The 25575-nt window shown below is 71.7% G+C and carries 27 protein-coding genes and 1 pseudogene; 21 read left to right on the top strand and 7 right to left on the bottom strand.

The genetic code is table 11. The annotated features are described in order from the left end of the window. The first annotated feature begins 32 nt into the window (after positions 1-32). From ACQ5BE_RS16975 to ACQ5BE_RS16935, 9 genes are read left to right on the top strand one after another with little or no spacing between them, the layout of a single operon-like run. Positions 33-854, top strand: a complete 822-nt coding sequence (locus tag ACQ5BE_RS16975) for an SDR family oxidoreductase (protein WP_430298158.1) — start codon at positions 33-35, stop codon at positions 852-854. 55 nt (positions 855-909) lie between these two features. Further along, positions 910-1668, top strand: coding sequence for a prolipoprotein diacylglyceryl transferase (locus ACQ5BE_RS16970; RefSeq protein ID WP_430298157.1), 759 nt, complete (start codon positions 910-912; stop codon positions 1666-1668). Further along, positions 1665-2000 (top strand): hypothetical protein, encoded by a 336-nt coding sequence (locus ACQ5BE_RS16965; protein WP_430298156.1) that lies wholly within the window; start codon positions 1665-1667, stop codon positions 1998-2000. Before ACQ5BE_RS16970 ends, ACQ5BE_RS16965 begins: the two co-directional genes overlap by 4 nt. A gap of 10 nt (positions 2001-2010) precedes the next feature. Then, positions 2011-2163, top strand: coding sequence for a hypothetical protein (locus tag ACQ5BE_RS16960; RefSeq protein WP_430298155.1), 153 nt, complete (start codon positions 2011-2013; stop codon positions 2161-2163). A gap of 4 nt (positions 2164-2167) precedes the next feature. After that, a complete protein-coding gene (locus tag ACQ5BE_RS16955; protein ID WP_430298154.1) occupies positions 2168-2518 on the top strand; it encodes a hypothetical protein in 351 nt (116 codons plus the stop codon). A gap of 37 nt (positions 2519-2555) precedes the next feature. Beyond that, positions 2556-4193 (top strand): radical SAM protein, encoded by a 1638-nt coding sequence (locus ACQ5BE_RS16950; RefSeq protein WP_430298153.1) that lies wholly within the window; start codon positions 2556-2558, stop codon positions 4191-4193. Further along, entirely contained in the window at positions 4190-4558 is a 369-nt protein-coding gene (locus tag ACQ5BE_RS16945; RefSeq protein WP_430298152.1) for a hypothetical protein, read from the top strand. Before ACQ5BE_RS16950 ends, ACQ5BE_RS16945 begins: the two co-directional genes overlap by 4 nt. A gap of 9 nt (positions 4559-4567) precedes the next feature. Then, a complete protein-coding gene (locus ACQ5BE_RS16940; RefSeq protein WP_430298151.1) occupies positions 4568-4876 on the top strand; it encodes a hypothetical protein in 309 nt (102 codons plus the stop codon). A 43-nt stretch (positions 4877-4919) separates the two neighbouring features. Continuing rightward, positions 4920-5285 carry a hypothetical protein gene (locus tag ACQ5BE_RS16935; RefSeq protein WP_430298150.1) on the top strand — a complete coding sequence of 122 codons (366 nt, stop codon included), beginning with the start codon at positions 4920-4922 and terminating at the stop codon, positions 5283-5285. Between the two features lie 21 nt (positions 5286-5306). On the opposite strand, the gene ACQ5BE_RS16930 is transcribed toward ACQ5BE_RS16935, so the two are convergent. From ACQ5BE_RS16930 to ACQ5BE_RS16910, 5 genes are all read right to left on the bottom strand, one after another. Next, complete coding sequence (locus ACQ5BE_RS16930) at positions 5307-5582, bottom strand: hypothetical protein (protein WP_430298149.1); 276 nt, start codon at positions 5580-5582, stop codon at positions 5307-5309. Positions 5583-5827: 245 nt separating this feature from the next. Continuing rightward, entirely contained in the window at positions 5828-6478 is a 651-nt protein-coding gene (locus ACQ5BE_RS16925; RefSeq protein WP_344299195.1) for a GntR family transcriptional regulator, read from the bottom strand. A 128-nt stretch (positions 6479-6606) separates the two neighbouring features. Further along, positions 6607-7614 (bottom strand): transketolase family protein, encoded by a 1008-nt coding sequence (locus ACQ5BE_RS16920; protein WP_430298148.1) that lies wholly within the window; start codon positions 7612-7614, stop codon positions 6607-6609. Next, on the bottom strand, positions 7611-8519 hold the full coding sequence (locus ACQ5BE_RS16915) for a transketolase (RefSeq protein ID WP_430298147.1): 909 nt from the start codon (positions 8517-8519) through the stop codon (positions 7611-7613). The genes ACQ5BE_RS16920 and ACQ5BE_RS16915 overlap by 4 nt, the downstream gene beginning before the upstream one ends. 23 nt (positions 8520-8542) lie before the next feature. Further along, on the bottom strand, positions 8543-9883 hold the full coding sequence (locus ACQ5BE_RS16910) for an MFS transporter (RefSeq protein WP_430298146.1): 1341 nt from the start codon (positions 9881-9883) through the stop codon (positions 8543-8545). 184 nt (positions 9884-10067) lie between these two features. On the opposite strand from ACQ5BE_RS16910, the gene ACQ5BE_RS16905 reads away from it, so the two are divergent. From ACQ5BE_RS16905 to ACQ5BE_RS16885, 5 genes and pseudogenes are all read left to right on the top strand, one after another. Beyond that, complete coding sequence (locus ACQ5BE_RS16905; protein ID WP_430298145.1) at positions 10068-10904, top strand: sugar phosphate isomerase/epimerase family protein; 837 nt, start codon at positions 10068-10070, stop codon at positions 10902-10904. A 41-nt stretch (positions 10905-10945) separates the two neighbouring features. After that, the gene (locus ACQ5BE_RS16900; protein WP_413248790.1) at positions 10946-11719 is read left to right on the top strand and encodes an SDR family NAD(P)-dependent oxidoreductase; all 774 of its coding nucleotides are present in this window, start codon (positions 10946-10948) and stop codon (positions 11717-11719) included. A 248-nt stretch (positions 11720-11967) separates the two neighbouring features. Beyond that, positions 11968-12279, top strand: a pseudogene (locus ACQ5BE_RS16895) (dihydroxyacetone kinase subunit DhaK); the annotation flags it as partial. Then, positions 12222-12641, top strand: coding sequence for an RpiB/LacA/LacB family sugar-phosphate isomerase (locus ACQ5BE_RS16890; protein ID WP_430298176.1), 420 nt, complete (start codon positions 12222-12224; stop codon positions 12639-12641). The pseudogene ACQ5BE_RS16895 and the gene ACQ5BE_RS16890, both read left to right, overlap by 58 nt. A 184-nt stretch (positions 12642-12825) precedes the next feature. Further along, positions 12826-13674 (top strand): Rieske 2Fe-2S domain-containing protein, encoded by an 849-nt coding sequence (locus ACQ5BE_RS16885; RefSeq protein ID WP_430298144.1) that lies wholly within the window; start codon positions 12826-12828, stop codon positions 13672-13674. Between the two features lie 18 nt (positions 13675-13692). Here the strand turns inward: ACQ5BE_RS16885 and ACQ5BE_RS16880 are convergent, their stop codons facing one another. Next, positions 13693-14643 (bottom strand): Ku protein, encoded by a 951-nt coding sequence (locus ACQ5BE_RS16880; RefSeq protein WP_430298143.1) that lies wholly within the window; start codon positions 14641-14643, stop codon positions 13693-13695. 124 nt (positions 14644-14767) lie between these two features. On the opposite strand from ACQ5BE_RS16880, the gene ACQ5BE_RS16875 reads away from it, so the two are divergent. Beyond that, positions 14768-15310 (top strand): flavodoxin domain-containing protein, encoded by a 543-nt coding sequence (locus tag ACQ5BE_RS16875; protein ID WP_430298141.1) that lies wholly within the window; start codon positions 14768-14770, stop codon positions 15308-15310. 74 nt (positions 15311-15384) lie between these two features. Here the strand turns inward: ACQ5BE_RS16875 and ACQ5BE_RS16870 are convergent, their stop codons facing one another. Further along, positions 15385-17187, bottom strand: coding sequence for a hypothetical protein (locus tag ACQ5BE_RS16870; protein WP_430298140.1), 1803 nt, complete (start codon positions 17185-17187; stop codon positions 15385-15387). A gap of 234 nt (positions 17188-17421) precedes the next feature. Between ACQ5BE_RS16870 and ACQ5BE_RS16865 the strand changes: the two genes are divergently transcribed. The 6 genes from ACQ5BE_RS16865 to ACQ5BE_RS16840 all read left to right on the top strand — a co-directional run bounded on the left by ACQ5BE_RS16865 (position 17422) and on the right by ACQ5BE_RS16840 (position 25552). After that, a complete protein-coding gene (locus ACQ5BE_RS16865; protein ID WP_430298139.1) occupies positions 17422-17955 on the top strand; it encodes a DUF805 domain-containing protein in 534 nt (177 codons plus the stop codon). 45 nt (positions 17956-18000) lie between these two features. After that, a complete protein-coding gene (locus ACQ5BE_RS16860) occupies positions 18001-18444 on the top strand; it encodes an SRPBCC family protein (protein WP_430298138.1) in 444 nt (147 codons plus the stop codon). 114 nt (positions 18445-18558) lie between these two features. After that, positions 18559-21237 (top strand): ATP-dependent DNA ligase, encoded by a 2679-nt coding sequence (locus ACQ5BE_RS16855; RefSeq protein WP_430298137.1) that lies wholly within the window; start codon positions 18559-18561, stop codon positions 21235-21237. A 91-nt stretch (positions 21238-21328) separates the two neighbouring features. After that, positions 21329-22084 carry a LamB/YcsF family protein gene (locus ACQ5BE_RS16850; RefSeq protein WP_430298175.1) on the top strand — a complete coding sequence of 252 codons (756 nt, stop codon included), beginning with the start codon at positions 21329-21331 and terminating at the stop codon, positions 22082-22084. Next, positions 22084-23790, top strand: a complete 1707-nt coding sequence (locus ACQ5BE_RS16845; RefSeq protein WP_430298136.1) for a 5-oxoprolinase/urea amidolyase family protein — start codon at positions 22084-22086, stop codon at positions 23788-23790. Before ACQ5BE_RS16850 ends, ACQ5BE_RS16845 begins: the two co-directional genes overlap by 1 nt. Continuing rightward, positions 23783-25552 (top strand): acetyl/propionyl/methylcrotonyl-CoA carboxylase subunit alpha, encoded by a 1770-nt coding sequence (locus ACQ5BE_RS16840; protein ID WP_430298135.1) that lies wholly within the window; start codon positions 23783-23785, stop codon positions 25550-25552. The genes ACQ5BE_RS16845 and ACQ5BE_RS16840 overlap by 8 nt, the downstream gene beginning before the upstream one ends. The last annotated feature ends 23 nt before the right edge of the window (positions 25553-25575 follow it).

The following is a 25575-nucleotide window of genomic DNA, read 5'->3' as shown; positions in this document are numbered from 1 at the left end:
GTCCCACAGAACCCACGCTCGAGGAGGAGCACATGTACCGAGGAACCCGCCTGCGCGGCGCCCGCATCCTGATCACGGGCGGCGCGTCCGGCATCGGACGCCTCATGGCCCTCGAGGCCGCACGACGCGGCGCGGAGGTGGCCGTCTGGGACCTCGCGGACGACGGCGGCGCACCGGTGGCCGCTGAGATCGGCGCCGCCGGGGGGCTCGCGTCCGCCCACCGGGTCGACATCACCGACAGTTCCCGCGTGGCCGAGGCCGCAAGGGATACCGGGGACGTCGACGTGCTCGTGAACTGCGCGGGCGTCGTGGCCGGGAAGCCGCTGCTCGAGGCCACCGAGGAGTCGATCCGCCGCACGTTCGAGGTCAACACGCTCGCCCCGTACTGGGTCACCCGCGCGTTCCTGCCCGGGATGATCGGCCGGGGCGGCGGCACCGTGGTGACGGTCGCGAGCGCGGCCGGGCTGATCGGCGTCGCACGCCAGACCGACTACTCGGCGAGCAAGTTCGCCGCCGTCGGCTTCACGGAGTCCCTGCGCGCCGAGCTGCGGGCCGACGGGCACGACGTCGGAACGCTCCTCGTGTGCCCGTACTACATCAACACGGGCATGTTCCAAGGGGTCGAGACGAAGTTCCCGCGGCTCCTGCCGATCCTCGAAGAACACGACGTCGCCCTCGCTGTCGTCGACGGCATCGAGTCCGGGCGCGAGCAGATCATCCTGCCGCCGTTCGCCCGGCTCGTGCCGCTCATGCGGTTCCTCCCGACGCGCGCCTTCGACCGCGTGGCGGACTTCTTCGGGATCAACCACACGATGGACCACTTCGTGGGGCGGGCACCGCAGAGCGTGCGCTGAGCCGATCGGGCCTTCGGCCCTACCGCGCGGCGCTCCGGGCCCCTAGCCTGTCCGCATGACGACGGGGGTGCCGTTCGCTGGAAACGGGCAGGTCCATGGACTGCTCGTGGGCCTCGGCGTCGCGGCGGCGCTCGTGTTCTACGCCCTCGAGAAGCGCCGCCGCGGCATGACCGACCCGCGGCTGTGGGCCCTGGCCGGGTTCGCGATCTCGTTCGGGGCCATCGGGGCGCGCCTCCTCACGTGGAACTTCGTCCGCCAGCCCTCCCTCGAGGAGTGGTGGATCGACGGCGACCGGAGCATCCTCGCCGGCCTCGTCGGGGCATGGCTCGGCGTGCACCTGGGGAAGCGGCTGCTCGGGTACCGCGAGTCCACCGGAGACCTGTTTGCCCCCGCCGTCGCCCTCTCGATGGCGATCGGCCGCATCGGCTGCCTGCTCACGGAACTCCCCGGGACCCCGACCGGCGGCGACTGGGGGATAGTGCTCACGCCGGAGCAGGCCGCGATGTTCGGCGCGCAGGCCGGGGTGGGGCTGCACCCCTCGTTCGTCTACGAGATCGCGTTCCACGCGGTCGCGTTCCTCCTCCTGTGGCGCTTCCGCGACCGTCTGGGCCGGGCGGGAGATCTGTTCATCCTCTACGTCAGCTCGTACGCGCTGTTCCGGTTCGCGGTGGAGTTCGTCCGAGGCAACTCGATCCTCTGGCTGGGCCTGAGCGGCCCCCAGTGGTTCCTCCTCGTGATGCTCCCACTGCTCGCCTGGCGCGTCTGGAAGGTGTTCGCGGCGCTGCGCCGCGCACCGGCTGGGCAGGCGGCGTGAGCGGACCCGCAGAGCCCGCAGAGCCCGTGGTGCCCGGGCCCGAGAAGCGGGACCGGGGCGGCTTCCTCCCGATCGGCCTGGCGGTCGGCCTCGCATTCCTCTACCTGGTGGGCATCTTCTACATCGCGCCCCGGTCGATTCCGCGGCTCAACGCCGACGCCCCGCTGACGGAGAACGTGCTCCTCTGGGCTCCCCTCGTGCTGTACGCGGTGCTCGCGGTGGTGCTGACGCTGGTGCGGCGGACGTCGATGACGGGGGCGGGCCTGCTCATCGCCCTCGGCGTCTGGCTGCTGCTGGGAGGCGAGCTGTGCATCTCGGCGATGGTCGTGTGAGGAGGACGGCATGAACGACGACGAGCCTCCGCGCCGTTGGCGAGACATGTGGCGGGAGGCCCTCCTGGGCGTGCTGGGCGCTGCGCTCCTCATCGGCGCGGGCATCTGGCTTCTGGTCTTCGTGGCGGGCACCTGCGCCGGCGGTGTCGGGAATCTGAGGTAGGGCCGTGGAACCCGACGAGACGCCACTACCTGATGCTTCTGGGCCGCCCGAGGATGACGGCCGGGCCGCTAGGGAGTTCGTCGGCGCCCTCTTCGCTCTGGGGGCGTTCCTGGGCGGCGTCGTGCTGCTGTTCGTGTACGTCCTGATCTTCTTCGCGGCCGGACCTCCGCGCGGCACGGTCGGCTATCTCGCGTTCGTCCCCGTGGGGATCTATCTCCTGATCACGGTCCTCCTGATGATCAGCAGGCGGTGGATGAGCGCGGGCATCGGCATGCTTACTGGCCTCGGGATCTGGCTGGTCCTCGGCGGCGGCCCCTGCATCGGCGGTCTGGCCGGCGGAGGAGTCCTCGCATGAGTAGGCGCACACCACCCCAGACAGCAGGAGGAATCGCATGAAGCCCTCGACCACCCGCCGGGCGCCCCTCGGGCCGGGCCAGCCGCTGCGCGGCGACCGGATCCACCGGTACGTCACTGCGTTCTGCCCCGAGTGCCACAAGGAGAACCCGCCTCTCGCACAGGTGCGGCGGCTTTCGGGGGCGCTGCTCGTGCGGGACGGGCGGGTGTGGCTCGAGCGGGGCTGCCCCGACCACGGCCTCGTGCGGACCATGTACGACGAGTCCCCCGAGATCCTCACCTACCTCGAGAAGTGGCAGGCGCCCACCAAGCAGCACGTGCCCGACGCCGTCGGCAACTACCGGCCCATTCCCGAGGCCTACGCCTACGGGCTTCCGGCCATGCAGACCCAGCACACGTGCATCCTGCTCCAGGACGTGATCGAGCACTGCAACCTGCGCTGCCCCACGTGCTTCACGGCGTCAGGGCCGAAGCTGCAGGGCGTCGCGCCGCTGGCGGAGGTGCTCGCCAACGTCGACACGCGGCTGTCGCGCGAGAACGGCCGGATCGACGTCCTCATGCTCTCTGGAGGCGAGCCCACGCTCTACCCGTACCTGGCCGAGCTGCTCGAGGAGCTGGTGGCCCGGCCGATTGTGCGGATCATGGTCAACAGCAACGGCGTCCTCATCGCCACCGACGACCACCTCCTCGAGACACTCAAGAAGCACCGCGAGCGGGTCGAGGTCTACCTCCAGTACGACGGGCCCTCCAGGGAGTCCTCCGTGTACCACCGCGGCGGGGACCTCACACGGTTCAAGGACCTCGCCATCTCGCGCCTCTCCGAGGCCGGCGTCTTCACGACCCTCACCATGACCGCGACCCTCGGAGTGAACGACGGAGAGATCGGCGACGTCGTGATGCGGGCCCTCGACACCCCGTACATGGGCGGCGTCGCGCTCCAGCCGGTCTTCGGCTCCGGCCGCGGCCATGGCATCGACGCCATGGACCGGCTCACCCACGGCGGCGTCCTGGCCCGGCTCGAGGAGCAGACCGGCGGCGTCGTCTCGTGGCACGACCTCACCGCGCTCCCCTGCTCCCACCCGCACTGCGCATCGGTGGGCTACATGCTCAAGGACGACTCCGGCGTCTGGCGCTCCCTCACCCAGCTCATCGGCCACGACCGGCTGCTCACCTGGCTCCAGCTCGACCCGGACTCCCTCCCGAACCGGATCGCTGACAGCGCCCTGCCGCTGGGCATGCGCTCCATCATGAAGTCCTCCCTGCTGGACCTCCTGAGCGAGCAGTCCTCCCTCTCCCACCCCAGCACGGCCGAGCTCTGGAAGAACATCTGCACCCAGTGCGACCTCGGCATCGGCACCCTCTCGACCCTGGCCATCGGGTCCCTCCCCGGCCAGTACCAGCGGCTCCGGAAGCTGCTCGCCGAGCGCGTCACCCGCATCACCGTCAAGCCGTTCATGGACATCTCGACCATGATCGAGGAGCGGCTCATGCAGTGCTGCGTCCACGTGGGCACCAAGTCCGACGACGGCGCCCACCAGTGCGCCCCCTTCTGCGCCGTTCAGGCCTGGCCGCAGCTCGCCCGGCAGCGCATGAGCACCGCGACCGGGGCCGCCCTCCCGGAAGGCCACCGCCGCGAGCCGGTGCCGCTGACGCTGGGGTCGCGGGGGTCGCTGTGAGCGGCGAAGAGGACGCCCGGCGCATCGCTGCCGGCCCGCCTCCCTCCGAGCTGGTGGGCACAGCGCACGACGACGCGCCGCACCTGGGCGAGCAGCCGCCGTCGTCCGCTCCGGAATCCCAGGCGACGGCGCCGTATGACCCGCTGCGGCTGTGCATCTTCGCGACCATCGCGCTGCTGGGCTGGCTCGCCGGGCCCCTGGCACTCGTGGTCTTCGCGGGCGTGGGGTTCGCCGGCTACTGGAAGGCGCGCCGCGCGGGACTCACCCGCTCGAAGTGCTACCTGCGGGACACGCGGCTCGTCCTCGCCTACCTCGCGGCGCTGGCGGCGGCGGGCCTGTGGGGCATCTACTCGCTCGTGGCGTAGGAGGACGCGGTGGACGACAGCTCGCCGGGCGGGAGACGACGGTGGCGGATCGAGTGGGACCGGGGCTCGGTCCTGGTGGGCCTGATCGTCGGCACCGGGGTCCTCGGCCTGCTGGCGTGGGGCCTGTTGGGCAGCGGGCTGCCCGAGGCGAACACGGTGGTGACGGTCGCGGGTGTCGTGTACGTGTTCGCGGCCATCGGCCTGACAATCTCGAACAGGACCACCCGGTTCGGCGCGGGCCTCCTGTTGGCCATCGGCCTGTGGCTGCTCATCGGCGCCGGCCTGTGCTTCGCGCTCGTGGCCGGGGTGGGACGCTGACTCAGGCCGAATCGTTCGGCAGAGCTGACAAGGGGGGAACGCCGTGAGCCAAGGACCGCCGCAGTACCCGCCGCCGGGCTCCTGGCCGCCGCCGGGGCAATGGCCCCAGCGGGCCCCGGGGCCTCCGCCCAGGCCGCCCGGAGGCGGGTCGATCGTCCTCGGACTCGTGGTGGGGATCCTGGTGCTCGGCGGCCTCGGCTGGCTGACGTTCTACACGACGGCGACCTCGATCCCGGTCGTGAGCGTGGTGGCTCCCTGGCTCATCCCGGCCTACCTCGTGGCCGCCGTGACGCTGGCCCTGATCCGGACGACCACCCGCTTCGGCTCGGGCCTGCTCATCGCGGTCGGCACGTGGTTCGTCATCGGGGCGGGCCTGTGCGTGGCGCTCATCGCCGGCGTGGGGCGCTGACGGGCCGGCCCGCCCGGGCGACTACTGCTCCTTGCCGTTGAAGGCGGGGTCGTCGCTCGCGTCTCCCCCGCGGAGGTCCGCATCCGGGACGTCGATGCCGGCAGCGGCCTCGTCGAGACCGGGCACGCCCTCGGGGACGTCCTGCTTCTCCGCGCGAACGCCGTGCGCCTGCTCGCGGATGAGCCGCTGCTCCTCGGAGAAGCGGATGTCGTTGGCCTCTTCGCCCGAGTCCTGGGGCTCGACGGTCTCGGACTGGTAGTCGCTGTCGCTCGCGTTCCCGCCGGTGTTCTCAGTCATGGCCCACCGCTACCCCGAGCCTTCTGCGGTCAATCACTGCGGCCCGCGCCGTGTGTGCACGGAGGCGTGTTCCGAACTCCCCAGCTTCCAGTGCCGAACTCCCCAGCTTCGGACGGTCGTGCGCGCGACACGCCGGGCAGAATCAGCGACACGCCGGTACGTGGCGACTAAAGCTGGGGAACTCTGCACCCAATGCTGGGGAAGTCGGTACAGCCCACCCGCCGGGCGGAGGCGCGCAAGCCCCGTCAGCCGACGAGGTTCTCCGACGCGGCGTCCATGTGGGACAGGATGGTCTCCCGGGCGGTGACGGCGTCGCCGGACTCGATGGCGTCCACGATCTCGCGGTGCCGCGCGACGCTCATGTTGCTCGTGGCCCGTTCAAGGCCGGCGAACATGATGGACATCCGGATCGACCCCTCCAGGGACTGCCACTGGTGCAGGAGGGTCTCGTTGCCGGAGAGCCTGCAGAGGAGCCGGTGGAAGTCCAGGTCCGCCTCGATGCGGTCCTCAAGGGAGCGGTCGGCGGCGTCGGCCATGAACTCGAGCGCGTCGCGCAGCTCCCCGACGGCCTTGGCGCGGCGGGGCTGGTCGATGAGCGTGCGGGCGGCGAGGGATTCCAGCGCGGCACGCACTGAGAAGATGTCCCGGATCTCCTTCTCGTCGAGGTGGCGCACGCTCAGCCGCCCGCGGGGGCCGGCGGACGCCAGGCCCTCCTGCTCGAGCTGCCGCAGCGCTTCGCGGAGCGTGCCGCGGCTGATGCCGAGCATCTCCGAGAGCTCGGTCTCGACCAGGTGCCGGCCCGGCTCCAGCTCGCCGGACGTGATGGCGCGGCGCAAGGCGGTCACAGCCTGTTCGCGCAGGCTCTTCTTCTCGAGCCCCAGCAGTGACGCGGTCATGGCCACGCCCCCTCTCGTGTCGACTGTCATCCGACAGTCGTTGACATTGATGATACGGGCAGGCGCGGGGATCGCACCCGCGCCTGCCCGCAGCTCCCAGCCTGCTCGGCCCTGGACCGACTCGGCGGTCAGCCCAGCTCGGCCAGGACCTTCGCGACGATCCGGTCCACGCTCAGCCCGTACTTGGTATGCAGGGTGGGCAGGGCGCCAGCGTCGAGGAACTCGTCCGGCAGGCCCACGGGCACCACGCGCCGCGGCTGCCCGGACCTGACCAGTGCGGACGCGACCGTCTCGAACAGCCCGCCGACCACCGTGTGGTTCTCGAGCGTGACCGCAAGCCGGTCCCCCGCGAGCTCGGCGAGGACGGTCGCCTCGTCGAACGGCTTGATCGTGGGGGTGTGCACGACGGCGACGTCCACCTTGTGCTTCTCGAGCGCCTGGGCGGCCTGCAGCGCGCGCATGGTCATGAGGCCCGAGGAGACGAACACGACGTCGCGGCCGCCGCGCAGGACCTTGGCCTTGCCGAGCTCGAACTCGTAGTCGTACTCGTCCAGCACAGTCGGGACCTTCCCGCGCAGGAGGCGCAGGTAGGTCGGCCCGTCCGAGGCGGCCAGCTGCGGGACGGCCTGGGCGATGTCCACCGAGTCGCACGGGTCCACGATCGTCAGGTTCGGCATGCCGCGGAAGATCGCCATGTCCTCGGTGGCCTGGTGCGAGGGCCCGTACCCAGTGGTCAGGCCCGGGAGGCCGCCCACGATGTTGACGTTCAGGTTGGGCTCGGCGATGTCGAGGCAGATGAAGTCGTACGCGCGGCGGGCGGCGAACACCGAGTAGGTCGAGGCGAACGGGACGAGCCCCGCCTCGGCCATCCCCGCGGCGGCGCCGAAGAGCAGCTGCTCGGCCATGCCCATCTGGAAGAACCGCTCCGGGTGGGCCTGGGCGAAGATGTGCATGTCGGTGTACTTGCCCAGGTCCGCCGTGAGGCCCACGATCCGCTCGTCCGCCTCGGCCGCGGCCGCGAGGGCGTGGCCGAACGGGGCCGAGTCGGTCTTCTGCCCCGGGTCCGCGAACGAGGCGATCATCGCCGAGGTCTTCAGCTTGGGTGCCGCGCCCGTCGCGACTGCTGCCGTGCTCATGCCTTCTCCTCCTGACGGGCGGCCCAGCCCGCCTCGAGCTGCTCGTTGCAGACCGCCCACTCGTGCTCCTCGATCCGCATGAAGTGCGCCTTCTCTCGCGTCTCGAGCAGCGGCACCCCGTGGCCCACCTTGGTGTCGCAGAGCACGACGGCGGGTGCCCCCGCGCCGTCGTCCGTCACCGCAGAAGCCGACCCGGCGGCGTCGAACGCCTCCAGGAGGGCGCCGACGTCGTTCCCGTCGACCCGGAACACGCGCCAGCCGCACGCGGCCCACTTGTCGGCGACCGGCTCGGTGCGCAGCACGCCCTCGGTGGCGCCGTCCGCCTGGAGCGCATTGATGTCCACGACGGCGGTGAGCCGGCCGAGCCGGTGGTGCGCGGCGCCCATCGCGGCCTCCCAGGTCGAGCCCTCGTCGAGCTCGCCGTCGGAGAGGAAGTTGATGACGCGGGCGGGGTTGCCTCGGTGGCGCAGGCCCAGGGCCAGGCCGACCGCGATGGTGAGCCCGTGTCCGAGGGACCCGCCCGAGATCTCCATGCCCGGGGTGTAGGTGGACATGCCGGACATCGGCAGCCGGGAACCGTCCGAACCGTAGGTCTCGAGCTCCTCGACCGGGATGATCCCGGCCTCGGCGAGCGCCGCGTACAGGCCGATCGCGTAGTGCCCCGTCGAGAGGAGGAACCGGTCGCGGCCGTCCCACTCGGGGTCCTCGGGGCGGAAGCGCAGCTGGTCCGCGTAGACGGTAGCGAGGATGTCCGCGGCGCCGAGGGCCTGGCCCACGTAGCCCTGGCCCTGGACCTCGCCCATGAAGAGGGCGTGCCTGCGGATTCGGTGCGCGGCAGCCTCGACGGCGGCCCGGCGCTCGGCCGGCATGGCTGCGGCGCGCTGTTCGAGTGTCGGTGAAGTCATCGGTGTCAGGTCCTTCGGGTCCTTCAGTGGGTGTGGGCGGGCTCGGGGGTCTCGGCCTCGACCCGCTCGGCCAACTCGCGGTCGCGGCGACTCCAGGTCTCGCGGGTCGAAACCGCGGCCCAGAGGCCGATCGCGCCGTAGAGGCTGAAGAGCAGGGCCGGGCCGACCCAGCCGAACGCCACGAACAGGAGCGTGGTGATGAACGGTGTGAAGCCGGAGACCATCGCGGAGATCTGGTAGGCCAGCGAGGCGCCGGAGGAGCGGGTCTTCGCCTGGAAGAGCTCCGGGAACCAGGCGCCCTGGGCGCCGGCGAGGGAGTTCTGGCACACGGCGTACGCGATCACGATCGTGGCGACGATGAACAGGAACATCCCGGTGTTGACCAGCAGGAACATCGGCACGCCGAACACGACGGCGAACGCGGTGGACCAGACGTAGACGGGCTTGCGGCCGACCTTGTCCGTCAGGGAGCCCCACGCCCAGGTGGCGAAGATGCCGATCGCGGCGGCGATGCAGAGCGCGATGAGGGTCTGGTTCTTGTCCGCGAGCTTGGAGGAGTTGAGGTACGAGATCATGTACGTGACCGACACGGCATAGCCGGCCGTCTCGGCGATGCGCAGGCCGATGCCGCGCAGGATGTTGCGCCAGTCCTCCTTGACCACCTGCACGATGGGCGCCTTGGCGATCTCGCCGCGCTCCTTGACGTCCTCGAACACCGGCGACTCGGGCACCTTGGACCGGATGATGAGGCCCACGATCACGAGCGCGAGGCTCGCGAGGAACGGGATGCGCCAGGCCCACTCGTCGCCGAGGTGGACGCTGAAGAGGAAGACGAGGTTGGCCAGGAGCAGGCCCACGGGGAAGCCGGCCTGGACGATGCCAGTGAGGGCGCCCTTGCGCCGCCATGGGGCGTGCTCGTAGCTCATGAGGATCGCACCGCCCCACTCCGCGCCGAACGCGAGGCCCTGGATGATGCGCACGATCACGAGCAGCGTCGGGGCGAGGACGCCCACCATGGCGTAGGTCGGGAGGAGGCCGATCGCGAAGGTCGCGAGGCCCATGATGATGAGCGAGGCGACGAGGACCGGCTTGCGGCCGAGCTTGTCGCCGAGGTGGCCGCCCACGATGCCGCCGAGAGGGCGGGCCGCGAATCCCACCCCGAGCGTGGCGAAGGAGGCGAGGGTGCCCGTGACCGGGTCTGCGCCCGGGAAGAAGGCGGTGTTGAAGTAGAGGGCAGCGGCGGTGCCGAACCCGATGAAGTCGTAGGTCTCGATGACGGCCCCCACGCCAGAACCCACGGCCACGCGCTTGGCGTCCTTGGTGCCGTGGACCGGGCCGCGCATGGCCAGAGCCTCGTTGCTCATTGCGTTCCTTCCGAGTCGAAGAGATCTGCCGCTGTCTCTGTTGACAGTCAACATGATATGTCAGTGTGCGCCGCATCACCCGACACTGTCAACAGTCGACTTTCTGGGTTGACTGTTGACAGTTGCCCGCCGTACCGTGGTTGACGTCACACCTCTTCCGCCTACCTCCCCGGAGGGACCAACGATGTTCCACGACCGACTCGGCTGCTCCTCGATCAGCTTCCGGCACCTGCCGCTGGCCGAGGCCCTGGCCACGATGGCGGGGCTCGGCTTCGAGGAGATCGACCTGGGCGCACTCCCGGGCGTATGCGACCACGTCCCCTTCGAGCTCACCGCGCACGACGCCGGCCAGGTCGCCGACGCCGTCTCGGCCGCAGGGCTGCGGGTCCGGTCGGTCAACGGGGACATCGGGGACCTCAACGTCCCGCTCGACGCCGCCGCCCGGGCGGCGCGGGCCGAGCACCTCGACCGGCTCCTGGCCCTCACCCGCGCCGTCGGCGCGAAGGCGCTCGTCCTCCCGTGCGGCGCCCTCTCCCCCGAGCCAGTGCGATCCCTGGGCGAGGACCTCGACCTCGTCGCGGCCCAGCTCTCCGCCGCCGGCGAGCGCGCGGCGGAGCACGGCGTCGAGCTCTGGACCGAGTCCCTACACTTCTACCGCCTGTGCGGGACCCTCGACCGCGCCCTCGCCCTCGCCGACCGGCTCGCGGGCACCCGGGTGCGCCACGTCGTCGACCTCTCCCACGTCGTCGCGTCGGGGAGCCAGCCGCAGGAGGCGGTCTCCGCGTTCGCCGCCGGGGGTGCGGGCAGCATCGCCCACGTCCACCTGCGCGATGCCGTCCCCGGGAACATCAACCTCAGCATCGGCAACGGCTCCGTGGACTTCGCGGGCGCGCTCGCCGCGCTGCGGGAGACGGGCTTCGACGGGCACTTCTCGCTCGAGCTCGAGGCCCACGACCTCACCCACGCGGAGCGCCCCGCGGCCGCTGCCAAGGCCGCGAGCTTCATCACCGACCTCATCTGACCCCCAGAACCTGACCCCCAGAAACTCGCAAAGGAACCACCATGAGCACCATCCAGCGCACTGCCGTCCTCACCGGGGCCACGTCCGAGAGGGGCATCGGCCTCACCACCGCCCGCCGCTACGCCCGCGAGGGCTGGGCCGTCGTCATCCTGGACCTCGACGGCGAGAAGTCCGCGAAGACCGCCCAGGACATCGCCAACGAGTTCAACGTCCCCGCGTTCGGCCACCAGGTCGACGTCGCCGACGAGGCCTCGGTCGTCGCGGCCGCGGATGCCGTCGCCGCCGAGGTCGCCGCCGGCCGCCTGCCCGTGGTCGGCGCGCTCGCCAACATCGCCGGCATCACCTCCCCCGTGCCGTTCCTCGAGACGGACCTCGCCCTGTGGAACAAGGTCATGGCCGTGAACGCCACGGGCACATACCTCGTGACCAAGGCCTTCCTCCCGGCCATGATCGAGGCCGGCTGGGGCCGCATCGTCAACATGTCCTCGGTGTCCGCCCAGCGCGGCGGCGGCGTGTTCGGCAAGGTCCCCTACTCCGCCGCGAAGGCCGCCATCCTCGGCTTCACCAAGGCGCTCGCCCGCGAGATCGCCCCGACCGGCGTCACCGTCAACGCCATCACGCCCGGCGCCGTGGACACCAACATCCGCGTCGGCAGCACGGACGAGCAGGAGGCCGCCATCAACGCGGGCATCCCGATCGGCCGCAACGCCACCACCGAAGAGGTCGCGGCCCTGTTCACCTTCCTGTCCTCCGAGGATGCCGCGTACCTCACCGGCACCACGATGGACATCAACGGCGGCAGCCACATCCACTGACCACGGCAGTCGGGCGGCGCAACGGCGGTTGAGCGGAGCGAAGCGGAGTCGAACCTGCTCCTCCCGATCGGCACCCCGGCGGTTGAGCGGAGCGAAGCGGAGTCGAAACCTGCTCCTCCCGGTCGGCGCAACGGCGGTTGAGCGGAGCGAAGCGGAGTCGAAACCTGCTCCTCCCGGTCGGCGCCCCGGCCTCGACTCCGCTCAACCAGCGCCATGTCCGCTCAACCACCGTTCCAAGGAGTCACCCCATGACGCGCATCTCCAACGACCCCGCGGACTTCGCCGACGAGGCCCTCGCGGGCTTCTGCGACCTCCATGCGGGCCTGGTCCGCCAGGTGCCCGGCGGCGCCGTCCGCCGGCGCCGCCCCGCCCAGCCCAAGGTCGCCGTCCTCGTGGGCGGCGGCTCCGGGCACTATCCCGCCTTCGCCGGCCTCGTCGGCGCCGGCTTTGCCGACGGCGCCGTGGTGGGCAACATCTTTACCTCCCCCTCGTCGCAGCAGGCCTGCACGGTGGCCCGCGCGGCCGAGTCGGGCGCCGGCGTCGTGTTCACGTATTCATCGACATCGGCGTGCACCGCGAGGCCGAGGACTTCGCCCGGCCCTACCCCTACGTGGGCGTGGCGGCCGGGGAGATGATCAGCGAGGGCAAGGCCGACAGGGCGCTGCTGTTCTGCGGCACCGGGATCGGGGTCGCGGTCGCCGCGAACAAGGTTCCCGGGATCCGTGCCACGGCCGCGCATGACTCCTTCTCGGTGGAGCGCTCGATCCTCTCGAACAACTGCCAGGTCCTCACGATGGGCCAACGCGTGGTGGGCCTCGAGCTCGCGCGGCGGCTGGCCAGGGAGTGGATCGGGTACACGTTCGACCCGGCCTCGGCCTCCGCGGCGAAGGTCCAGGTGCTCAGGGACTACGAGGGCTGCTGAGCGCTTCCCCCCGGCGTCTGAAGGTCACCTCCCGAAGGTCACCTCCTGGGGGTCACCTCCTGGGGGTCACGTCACGCGACCCCCAGAACGTGACCCCCAGATGGGTGTGGTCGTCGTGCGGGCGTGAGGAGCGCGAACGCGGGTAAGTGACTCCTGTCCCCGCCCCGCGGCCAAGGAGAACACGATGAACCTGTTGGACGACGCCGTCACCCGGCTCGAGCGCTGGAAGGCCCTCGACACCGTGGCGGAGCCCGTGCGGACGGCAGCCCATGCCCTCGTGAAGCCCCGCTTGGTCCGGAACGCCCTCAGCGGCATCCCGACCGGACACCCCCTGCACCCCGTCCTCACAGACTTCCCGATCGGCGCCTGGAGCATGGCCGGAGTCCTGGACCTGTTCGGCGAGCCAACGGAGAAGGCGGCCGACATCCTGGTCGCCACCGGGCTCGTCGCGGCGGTCCCGACGGCGGCGGCCGGCTTCAGCGACTGGTCGGACACCCAGGGCGGGGAAACCCGGCTCGGGATCGTGCACGCCGCGCTCAACGTTGCCGCGCTCGGCCTCTACGGCGCCTCCCTCGCGGCGCGGAAGGCGGGCGCCCGCACCGCCGGACGCGGGCTCGCGTTCGCGGGCCTCGGGGTGCTGCTCACGAGCGGTTACCTCGGCGGGCACCTCGCCTTCACGAAGGGCGTGAGGGTCTCCCGGACGGCATGGCACGAGGGTCCCACCGACTGGCAGGACGTCGGCGCGGCCAGCGAGCTGTCCGTGGACAAGCCCACACTGGTCCAGGCCGACGACATCCCAGTGCTCGTCGTGCACGACGCCGGCCGCTTCCTCGCGCTCGACAACGTCTGCACCCACGCCGGCGGCTCCCTCGACGAGGGAACCATCGAGAACGGGTGCGTGACCTGCCCGCTCCACGGCAGCACCTTCCGTCTGGCCGACGGAGGCGTGGTGCACGGCCCCGCGAGCACGCCGCAGCCCAGCTACGACACCCGCATCCGCGACGGGCGCGTCCAGATCCGCGCGCGGCGGTAGGGCGGGCGCGCCGACGCCTCAGCCGGTCTTCCTGGTGCGCCGCTTCGGCGGCGCCTTCTCCTCCTTGGGCGACCCCTCGGCGTCGTCCGCGGCCTTCGCCTTCGCCGCCCGCGAGCCGGACGCCTTGGTGCCGGACCCCCTAGTGCCCGACGCAGTTGCGCCGGACGCGGCGCCCGACGCCTTCCGGCGGCTCTCCACACTGCGCCGCAGGGCCTCCATGAGGTCGAGGACCTCGGCGCCCTCGCCCTCCTCGGCGGGCGCGCCGAAGGTCTCCTCGGTGTCCACCGCATCGCCCTTGGCGAGCTTCGCCTCGAGGAGCTGGCGCAGCTGCTCCTGGTACTCGTCCGTGAACTGCTCGGGCTCGAATTCGGAGGAGAGGCTCTCCACGAGCGAGGAGGACATCTTGAGCTCCTTGTCGGAGATCTTCACGTCCGTGTCCTCGAGGATGGGGAAGGCAGCCTCGCGCACCTCGTCCGGCCACAGCAGGGACTGGAGGACCATGACGTCTCCGCGCACCCTCAGGGCCCCGAGCCGCGTCTTCTGCCGGAGGGCGAACTTCACCACAGCGGTCAGCTCGGTCTGCTCGAGGGTGCGCCGCAGGAGCTGGTAGGGCTTGACGCCGACCTTCTCCGGCTCGAGGTAGTAGCTCTTCTCGAAGAACATGGGGTCGATCTGCTCGTCGGGGACGAACTCGACCACCTCGATCTCGCGGCTGCGCTCCACCGGGAGCGACTCGAGGTCCTCGTCGGTGAGGACCACCGTGCGGCCGCCCTCCTCGTACGCCTTGTCGATGTCCGCGTACTCGACCACCTCGCCGCACACCTCGCAGCGGCGCTGGTAGCGGATCCGGCCCCGGTCCTTGTCGTGGACCTGGTGGAGCTTGATGTCGTGGTCCTCGGTGGCGCTGTACACCTTCACGGGCACGCTGACCAGGCCGAAGCTGATGGCGCCCTTCCAGATTGACCGCATGTGCCTAAGTGAACCGCACATTGGAGGGCTTGGATAGGCGGACGCCCCGAGCGGCGCGGCTTTCGGCCCTAGTGGAGTGGACGCGGAAGAAGCCACCGTGGAGTCATCCTCGAAAGGAACCCCTATGAACGTCCTCGTTGCCTATGCCAGCAAGCACGGGGCGACCGCCGGGATCGCCGAGCGGATCGCCTCCACGCTCACCGCCGAAGGGCTCCCGGCGACCGCCAGACCCGTCGGCGAGGTCGACGACCTCACGCCCTACGACGCCGTCGTCCTGGGCAGCGCGGCCTACGCGTTCCACTGGATGCGCGAGGCGACGGCGTTCGCGAAGCACCACGAGGCCGAGCTCGCGCGGCGGCCCGTCTGGCTCTTCAGCAGCGGCCCCCTCGGAGACGACAAGGTCGACAAGGAGGGCCGCGACGTCCTCGAAACGACGGCGCCCAAGGAGTTCGAGAAATTCGCGGACCTCCTCCGGGTCAAGGGCGAACATGTGTTCTTCGGCGCGTGGGATCCGTCCACGCCCCCAGTCGGGGTCATGGAGAAGGCCATGAGCCATCTCCCGGGGAATCCGCTCAGCGCGTTGCCCAGCGGGGACTTCCGGGATTGGGATGACATCGAGGAGTGGGCCCGCGGGATTGCCGAGGAGCTCCGCGCCCACCGGTCCTGATCCTCGAGGGGGGCGGACGACGGCGGGTGCGCACCCGCCGTCGTGCGCCCGCCGTCCGTGAGCGCGAACCGGCGTCAGCGGCTGTACGCGCCGGAGTAGATGTCCGAGTTGCCGAAGCGGGAGCCGGCGCCGCAGTCTGCAGGCGGGAAAGGCCGCGCCGGGACGGTGTCGGTGCTCGCCGCCTCGCTGCTGTCCTCGCCCCACTCGACCGTGCTCGACTGGCTCGCCGCCGACGGGGACCTGAGGGCGGCGCGGTAGGCGTTCACGGCGGCGCAGCTGTCGGCGTTGCGGACGTCGTTCCAGATCGGATAGACCGCGCCGTTGCTCGCGACCGCGGCGTTGTAGTCCCCGAGGAACTCGCTGACCAGGCTGTTCGCGCTGGAGCCGCGGGCGTCGCCGCTCGCGCCGCGGTGCAGCACGCTCACCGGGCCGGTGAGGTCGCCGTTGAGCGCGACCACGACGCCCTCCATGGGCCGGGGGGCACTGAGGTCGGAGTACACGGCATGGAATGCGTCGTACACGGCGTAGGCAGACCCTCCGTCGGGGCTGATCGCCACGGCGGTGAAGTTCGGCCTGTCGCCGGCCGCCTGCACGCCGCGCGGGGCCGACCAGCTCGCGCCGCCGTCGGCCGAGACCTGCAGGAGGGACTCCTCGTGGCCGAGGCCGTTCCTGGCGTCGCTCCACCCGAGGAGGATGCGGTCGGTCGCGCCGACTCCCGACGGCGCACCGTTGGCGATGTCCACGCTCGGGAAGCTGTCCGTGCGGGCCCCGGCGAAGCCGTCGAAAGTGTAGCGCCCGGCGAACGAGTCGAACACGCCCACATCGGTCACGTCGGCGACGGGCCGTGGGGTACTGAACTGCCGCCCGCCGTTCGCCGAGACGGCCATCATCTGCACGCTGCGCCCCTGGGCGCTGCCCTCGAAGAAGAGGTACACGTTGCCCTTGGAGTCGCTGCGGACCGTGGAACCCTGCCGGCCCCCATTCGAGGGGGTGTTGTACGAGGCGCTGACCTGGACCGGAGCGGACCACGTGGTGCCGCCGTCATCCGAGTACGCCGCCATGATCGGTTCGGCGTCCGCCACCGCCTGCGTCGCGTTCGCCGCCCGGAACGACGTCCATGCGGCGTAGACGCGCCCGAAGTAGGGGCTCGAGGCGGCGTTGTCCGCCCACAGGGTGTTCTTGTCGTTGAACACCACCGGGTTGAGCCGGCCGCTCGCGATGGCGGGGGCGCTCCAGGCTGCGTTGCTGCCCTTCACCGCATCGGTGGCGTTGTCGGTGTGCGAGACCGCCACGGCGTAGTGCGGGGTCACCAGCGTGGACGAGCCCGGGAAGTTGCTGACCAGGTTCGAGTAGTAGTACCGGCTGCCGTTGCTCCATGAGAAGTGGCCCTGTGCATCGGGCATGGGCCCGACGGCCAGGACGGGGTCGCCACCGGAGACGAGCCCGGCCTCGTAGTAATTGGGCAGGGTTCCGATGGGGCCTCCGGCAGCCGCAGTGCCGCTTCGCGCGGAGTAGCCGGTGTAGGTGGGCTGGACCCAGCTGGTCCCGTTGTCGGTCGAGAAGTACACGCCGCTGGAGCCCACGCCCGGCGTGAAGGGGCAGGATCCGGCGCCCGAGGCCTTCTGGGTGCAGGGCGCCATGTCGATCTCCTCGTTGACGCCTGCGATGAGCGTGCCGGAGACCGGATCGCGGGCGATCGAGGGCTCGTTCTGCTTGTTCTGCGGGAAGGGGCTGGCCGGACTGCCTGAGGTGACGAGCGCGTCACCGCTGCCTTTCGGCGTCGGCGGGGCGCCGCTGGCCGGCACAGCTGCCGCCAGTGCGAGGGCAGAGGCCGCGGCCAGAGCAAAGGCGCGCCTGAAGAGCGGGGGAAGTGTCATGGAAGGATGCTCCTCGCCTAGAGCCGTCGCCCGTGCCGGAGGGCACGCACGACGGCGGACCGGGTGCCTCAGGAGCGAACGGACCCGGCGCGCTGGGGCCGGGTGAACATCGCAAGGATAGACCCGGGTCCGAACAGGGACAACGGCCGGTGGGGTCTTGCGACTCTTACCGCCAGGCCGCCGTCATGCCTAGCGTGGGAGCATCGGCAGCGTCCAGTTGAGAGGAACGGTTCGATGACCGTCCACCAGCCTCCGTACCCAGCCGGCGGAGCAGTGCCCCCGCTCGAGCTTCCCTACTACGGAGCCCCGCCCGTCGAGGCGGTCAAACGCGTCTTCCAGAAGTACGCCGTCTTCTCCGGACGCGCGAGCCGCAGCGAGTACTGGTGGTGGTTCCTCGCCTCAGCGCTGGCATCCGCGGTCCTGAACTCCATCGGTCCAACCGTGGTCAACGGGCAGCCGACCGGTACGAGCGGGCTCGGCGGCCTCTGGTTCCTCGCCACGGTGGTCCCCGGGCTGGCGGTCGCGGCGCGTCGGCTCCACGACGTCAACCTCAGCGGATGGCTTCTGCTGCTCGCACTCGTGCCTGTGCTCGGATGGATCGCGCTCGTCGTGATGCTCGCCCAGCCGGAGAATCCGAGAGGCCAACGCTTCGACAGGCACCGCGCAAACTATGGGGCGGACTATGGGCAGGCACCCATGGCTCCCCCGTACCCGTCCCAGCAGCAGCCTCCGTATCCGCCAGAGCCGGGTGGCCCGGCCTCCGCGTAGCGCGGACGGCGGTCACCTCTGGCCCTGCCGAGGAACGAGTCGCACATGGCTCTCATCAGTGGCTCCATCACGATCAGACGTCCCGTTGAGGAGGTCTTCGACTTCGTGGCCGACGAGCGGAACGAGCCCATCTACAATCCGCAGATGCGCGCGGTCGAAAAGGTCACCCCCGGGCCCATCGGCGTGGGCACCCTCTGGCGGGCCACCGTCGCCACCGGCAGGAGGACCACCCCATTCGAGCTCGAAGTCACCGGCTACGCCCGGCCGTCGAGGCTCGGATCCGTGACCCGCATGGGCACGGCCGACATCGACGGCGGCCTGACGTTCGCCGCCGAGGCAGGCGGGACCCGGATGAGCTGGTCATGGGACCTGCGGCCGAAGGGAGTCCTGAAGCTTGCCGCCCCGCTGTTCGCTGCGGTGGGGCGGCGGCAGGAGCAGCGGATCTGGTCCGGTCTCAAGGCGTACCTCGAGAGGTCCTCCCCGGCGTAGCGCCCGGCGCGGTCGAGCCCCTGTGGCAGCGGGCATCGGTTCGAGCAGCCGCATGGCGGGTAGGTGCAGGGGGGCATCTTCCCCGCCCGAGGCACCCCATGGGAGGGTAACCGCATGGCTCCGCAGCGCGAGACCGTCGAGATCGAGGGCCGCCGACTCAGCCTGTCCAATCTGGACAAGGTGCTCTACCCGGACGCCGGGACCACGAAGGGCGACGTCATCGAGTACTACCGGAGCGTCGCCGCGGTGATGATCCCAGCGGTGCGGGACAGGCCCGCAACCCGCAAGCGCTGGGTGCACGGTGTCGGGACCGCGGAGGAGCCCGGAGAGGTCTTCTTCCAGAAGAACCTGGACGACCGCTCGACCCCGGAGTGGGTCCAGCGCGTCACGCTCCACCACCGCCGCTCGACCAACACGTACCCGCTGGTCAACGACCTGCCCACCCTCATCTGGCTCGCCCAGATCGCCGCCCTCGAGATCCACGTGCCGCAGTGGCGCGCGGTCGAGGAGGACGCGATGATCAATCCGGACCGGCTCGTGATCGACCTTGACCCCGGCCCCGGCGCAGGCCTGCCGGAATGCGTCGAGGTGGCCCACCTGGTCAAGCCCCTCTTCGACGACATGGGACTCACGTCCGTGCCCGTCACGAGCGGCTCCAAGGGCATCCACCTCTACGCGAAGCTGGACGGCACGCAGGAATGGGAGCAGGTCTCCGCGGTCGCGCGCGAGCTCGCGAAGTCCCTCGAAGCGGACCACCCGGACCTCATCGTCGCCGACCAGAAGAAGACCCTCCGCACCGGCCGCGTCCTCGTCGACTGGAGCCAGAACAGCGGCCAGAAGACCACGATCGCCCCCTACTCCCTGCGCGGCCGCGCCCAGCCCATGGTCGCCGCGCCCAGGACGTGGGAGGAGATCGGCTCCCCGGATCTGGCACACGTGCGCTACGACGAGATGGCGGCCCGGCTGGAGGCGTTCGGGGACCTGTTCGCCCCGCTGCACCCCCCGGCACTGTCGGAGCACGACGGCGCACGCTCGTCCCAGCCACGGTCCCGCGCCTCCGCCGTGGCCGCCTCGCGTTCGGGTGCGCGCGCGTCAGGCGAGGACGACGACGGCGGCGGCCGCGCGGCGTCGTCCGCCGACCCGCTGACCGAGTACCGCGCCAAGCGCGACGCCGCCAAGACCCCCGAGCCCGTCCCCCTCGAGGCGCCCACGCCCGGCCGCGGCGACGCGTTCGTGATCCACGAGCACCACGCACGGCGGCTGCACTGGGACCTGCGGCTCGAGCACGAGGGCGTGCTGGCCTCATTCGCGATCCCGAAGGGCATCCCCACGGACACCCGCGCGAACCACCTCGCCGTGCACACCGAGGACCACCCGATCGAGTACCTCACGTTCACTGGGACCATCCCGAAGGGCGAATACGGCGCCGGAGAGATGTCCGTGTGGGACACCGGGACGTACGAGGTCGAGAAGTGGATCGACGGCAAGGAGATCATCGTCGTGCTGCACGGGCGCGAGGGCGGCGGCCTCCGCGGGGTGGCCGCCGGGCTGGGGCGGCCCGGCGAGGGGGTCCGGCTCGCGCTCATCCACCCCGATGGCGGGTACGGCGGCGGCGACTCGGGCGGGAAGGAGAACTGGCTCGCACACCTCATGAAGGACCAGGAGAAGGGACACTGGCGCCACGACGCGAAGGGTTCCCGCCCCGCCGACGTCACCCCTGCCGACGCCGACGTCACCCCCTCTGGCGCAGAGGACACCCCCTCTGCCGCCGAGGTCACCCCCCGTGACGCCGACGTCACCCCTTCTGACGCCGACGTCACCCCCGCCGTGCGGACCGGCCCGGCGCCGTCGCCCATGCTCGCCCAGCAGGGCGCCCTCGGGATGGTGCGCGGCGACGACTGGGCGCTCGAGATGAAGTGGGACGGCATCCGCGCGATCGTCGACGCCCGCGCCGAGCCGCTGCGGCTCATGAGCCGCAAAGGGATCGACCAGATGGCCACGTACCCGGAACTGGCGGGCCTCGCCGAGCTCGGGCCGGCCGTGCTCGACGGCGAGATCATCGCCCAGGACAAGAACGGCCGCCCGGACTTCGGGCTGCTCCAGCAGCGCATGAACCTGACCCGGCCCGCCGACGTCGAACGCGCACGCCGCGACGTCCCGGTGCGGATCGTGCTGTTCGACCTCCTCGAGTACGAGGGCCGGGACCTCACCCGGCTCCCGTTCCGCGAGCGCCGCGCCGCGCTCGAGCTCTTGGCCGACGGCGGACTGCCCGCGAACGTCCAGCTCTCCCCCCTGTTCGACGGCGACGCCGAGCACGTCCTCGCCGCCTCCGCCGAGCACGGCCTCGAGGGGATCCTCGCGAAGCGGCTCGGCTCGCGCTACGAGCCCGGCCGGCGGTCCGGTGCCTGGGTGAAGGTCAAGAACGAGCGCACCCAGGAGGTCGTGGTGGGCGGCTGGCGCGAGGGCAACGGGAGCCGCGCCGCCACGCTCGGATCGCTGTTCGTGGGCATCCCGGACGACGCCGGGCGGCTGGTCTACGCGGGCAGGGTCGGCTCAGGCTTCACGGACGCGATGCTCGACGAGATCTCCTCGAAACTGCGGCCGCTCGAACGGAAGACCTCTCCCCTCGAGGAGATGCCGGCAGCGGACGCGAGGGACGCGCACTGGGTCACACCGAAGTACGTCGGCGAGGTGTCCTACTCGGAGATGACCTCGGGCGGGCGGCTCCGCCACCCCGTCTGGCGGGGATGGCGGCCGGACAAGACGCCCGAGGACGTGGTGCTGGAGCGCTGACGCCGAGCCGCCGCAGCTTCCCAAAGATTGTTGAACAATCCCGCCTCATAGTGCATGCTAGATGCAGCACACCGATGAGACGGAGATCACCATGGCCACCATCGACCTCAACAGCGACGTCGGGGAATCGTTCGGGAACTGGACGTTCGGAGACGACGCGGCGATCTTCGCGAGCGTCTCGAGCGCGAACGTCGCCTGCGGCTTCCACGCGGGCGACCCACGCCAGATCCGCGCCACCTGCGAGGCCGCGGCAGCCGCCGGCGTGACGGTCGGCGCCCACCCCGGATACCGGGACCTCGCCGGATTCGGCCGCCGCTTCATGGACGTCCCGGCGAGCGAGCTCACCGACGAGGTCATCTACCAGATAGGCGCCCTCCAGGGCCTCGCCCGCGCGGCGGGCACCGAGGTCAAGTACGTCAAGCCGCACGGCGCGCTCTACAACGCCATCGTCCACCACGAGGCGCAGGCCAAGGCCGTGGCGAAGGCCGTCGCCGAGGTCGCCCCCTCCCTCCCGCTCCTCGTCCTGCCCGACTCGGAGATCCGCCGCGCCGCCGAGTCCGCCGGACTGCGCACGGTCACCGAGGCCTTCGCCGACCGGGCCTACACGCCCGAGGGTCGGCTCGTCTCGCGGCGCGAGCCGGGCTCCGTGCTCCACGACATCGACGAGATCGTTGAACACGTCCTCCGCCTCCTCGACGGCAAGGTCCGCGCGGTCGACGGAAGCCACGTCATCGTCGTCGCGGACAGCATCTGCGTTCACGGCGACACTCCCGGTGCCGTCGCCATGGCCGCCAGGATCCGCGCAGCCCTCACGGACGCGGGCGTCGAGATCAAGAGCTTCGCGTGATGGCCCAGACCCTCGTGAACCCGATCGTCGGAGTGCGCCCCGCCGGGGACCGGGCCCTGCTCGTCGAGCTGCGCTCGCTCGGCAGCGTCCTGGCCTTGGCATCCCAGCTCACCGCGGCCCAGAGGGACGGCCGGCTCGACGTGGTCGACGTCGTGGCCGCCGCGACGACGGTCCTCGTGGTCGCGGAGTCCGCCGCCGGCGTCGCCCGCGCCGCCGACTACGTCCGCGGGCTCCACCTCGAGGACGCCGAACGGGAGCCCGGCCGGCTCGTGCGGATCGAGACCGTGTACGACGGCGCCGACCTCGCCGAGGCCGCCCGGCTCACCGGCTCGAGCCCCGAGGCCCTCGTCGCCGCCCACGCGGGGCAGGAGTGGGACGCCGCGTTCGGCGGCTTCGCGCCCGGGTTCACCTACCTGACGCACGACGGCGCCCCCTCCGTCCCGCGGCGGACCTCGCCCAGGACGTCGGTCCCCGCCGGGTCGGTGGCGCTGGCCGGAACATACACGGCGGTCTACCCGCGGGAGTCGCCCGGAGGCTGGCAGCTGATCGGGCGCACAGACGCGGTCATGTGGGACCTCTCCCGCGAGGATCCCGCGCTGGTCCAGCCCGGCGACCGGGTCCGCTTCGTCCCCGTCCGGGCGAGCGCAACGCTCACCCACGCCGCCTCCACCCCCGCGAATGGTCGGCCTACCGCGGGTGCAGACGCCGCGCACCCACGGGCAGCCGACAATTCCGGGGAGGGCGGGGGCAGGGCCGCGGAGGACGCCGACGCCTCGGCGACGCGGGCCGCGTCAGGAGGACTCGTCGTCGTGCGCGCCGGGCTCCAGACGACGGTGCAGGACCTCGGGCGGCCAGGGCACGCGGCGCTGGGCGTGAGCGTCTCGGGCGCGCTCGACCGGGGGGCGCTGCGGCGCGCGAACCGGATGGTGGGCAACGAGCCCGGGGCCGCTGCCCTCGAGGTCCTGCTCGGCGGACTTGAGCTCCGCGCTGAGGCCGACCAGATCCTCGCGATCACCGGCGCGGAGACCACCCTGACGGCGACCGCGCCCAACGGCGCTGCGCGGGAGGCGCCGCGGGACGAGCCGTTCGCGCTGCTGGCCGGCGAGACCCTGGCCCTCGGCACCGCTGGCGCGGGGCTGCGGGCGTACGTCGCGGTGCGCGGCGGCCTCGACGTCCCGCCCGCGCTCGGCAGCCGCTCGGCCGACTCGCTCTCCGGGATCGGACCGGCCCCTCTGGCCGACGGCCAGATGCTGGCGGTGCTGCCGGTGCGCGGCGCCCATGTCGTGGGGCATCCCGAGGTCCCGCCGCAGCTCCCCGAAGCCGTCACCGAGCTCCGCGTCCTGCCCGGCCCGCGCGACGACTGGTTCACCGACGCGTCCAAGGCGGCGCTGTTCGACGAGGAGTGGACCGTGACCCCGCAGTCCAGCCGCGTCGGCCTGCGGCTGGACGGCGCACCCCTGGAGCGGTCCCGCGAGGGCGAGCTCACGAGCGAGGGGACCGCCCGCGGCTCCCTCCAGGTCCCCGCGAGCGGCCTGCCCGTCCTCTTCCTCGCCGACGCCCCGGTGACCGGCGGCTACCCGGTGATCGGCGTCGTCGTCGATGCCGACCTCGATCTCGCGGCCCAGCTGCCACCGGGCGCCGCGGTGCGCTTCGTGCCCCAGCCCAGCGCCGCCCCCACGACCTCCGAAGGAAATGCCGATGCGTAAGGTCCTCATCGCCAACCGCGGCGAGATCGCCGTCCGAATTGCCCGCGCGTGCGACGACGCCGGGCTGGCCAGCGTCGCCGTCTACGCCGACCAGGACGCCGACGCCGTCCACGCCGCCGCCTGCACCGAGGCCTACGCCCTCGGCGGGACCTCCCCCACCCAGACCTACCTCGACGCGGGCAAGATCCTCGACGTCGCGGAGCGGTCCGGGGCCGACGCCGTCCACCCCGGCTACGGGTTCCTCTCCGAGAACGCGGACTTCGCCCAGGCCGTCCTCGACGCGGGCCTGATCTGGATCGGCCCGTCCCCCGAAACGATCCGGCTCCTCGGGGACAAGGTCAGCGCCCGCGAGGTCGCCGTGCGAGCGGGCGCCCCGCTGGCCCCGGGCAGCGACGGCCCGGTCGAAAGTGCCGAGGAGGTGCGCGCCTTTGCCGCCGAGCACGGGCTGCCGGTGGCCATCAAGGCCGCGTTCGGGGGCGGCGGCCGCGGCCTCAAGGTGGCCCGGACCGCCGGGGAGATCGAGGAGTCCTTCCATTCGGCGGTCCGTGAGTCCCGCGCCGCGTTCGGGCGCGAGGAGTGCTTCGTCGAGAAGTTCCTGGACCGCCCGCGGCACGTCGAGGCCCAGGTCCTCGCCGACACCCACGGCAACGTCATCGTCGTCGGGACCCGAGACTGCTCGCTCCAGCGCCGCCACCAGAAGCTCGTCGAGGAGGCCCCGGCCCCGTTCCTCACCCCGGAGCAGCGCGAGCGCATCCACTCCTCCGCGAAGGCGATCTGCCGCGAGGCGGGCTACGTCGGCGCGGGCACCGTCGAGTACCTCCTCGACAGCCAGGGGACCATCAGCTTCCTCGAGGTGAACACGCGGCTGCAGGTCGAGCACCCGATCACGGAGGAGACCTCGGGGATCGACCTCGTGGCGGCGCAGCTCGCGATCGCGGCCGGCGGGACGCTGCCCGTCCTGACGGATCCCGAGCCGCGCGGCCACTCGATCGAGTTCCGCATCAACGCCGAGGACCCGGGGCGCGGCTTCCTGCCTTCGCCGGGCACGGTGGCGCGCTTCGCGGTGCCGACCGGCCCGGGGATCCGGGTGGACTCCGGCGTGCGCGACGGCTCCACCGTGCCGGGCCAGTTCGACTCGCTCCTGGCCAAGCTCGTGGTCACCGGCGCGGACCGCCAGCAGGCGCTCCGGCGCGCCCGCCGTGCCCTGGCCGAGTTCGAGGTCTCCGGCCTCCCGACCGTCCTGCCCTTCCACCGCGCCGTCGTGGCGGAGCCGGCCTTCGCCGCGGAGGACGGCGCCGACGGGTTCCGCATATACACCACGTGGATCGAGTCCGAGTTCGCGGACGCGCTCGCCGCGAGCCCCGAGTTCGCGCCCGCGCCTCCGGACGCGCCGCGGCAGACATTCGCCATCGACCTCGACGGGCGCCGGGTCACCCTGGGCCTGCCCGCCGCGCTCCTCGCGGGGCTCGCCGCGGCCGGGGTGGGGTCTGCGGCGGGAGCGGCCGCCGCGCCGTCGTCCGTCCCCGCGCACGACGGCGCGGCCTCCTCCGCGGACCACCTCACCGCCGCGATGGGCGGCACCGTGGTGAAGTGGCTCGTGGAGCCCGGAACGGGCGTCGAGGAGGGGACCGCCGTGGTGGTGCTCGAGGCGATGAAGATGGAGACGACCCTGTCCGCCCACCGTTCCGGCACCCTCGGCGAGCACGCGGCCGCCCCCGGCGACGCCGTCGCGGCGGGCAGCGTCCTGACGACGATCGGCTGACCGCTCCCCCACTAGGCTGGGGC

The organism is Sinomonas sp. B1-1 (assembly GCF_050474465.1).
In the GTDB taxonomy this organism is placed as follows: domain Bacteria; phylum Actinomycetota; class Actinomycetes; order Actinomycetales; family Micrococcaceae; genus Sinomonas; species Sinomonas flava.
The sequence above is the reverse complement of the archived record's forward strand: the minus strand, read 5'-3'. Positions and strand labels throughout refer to the sequence as shown.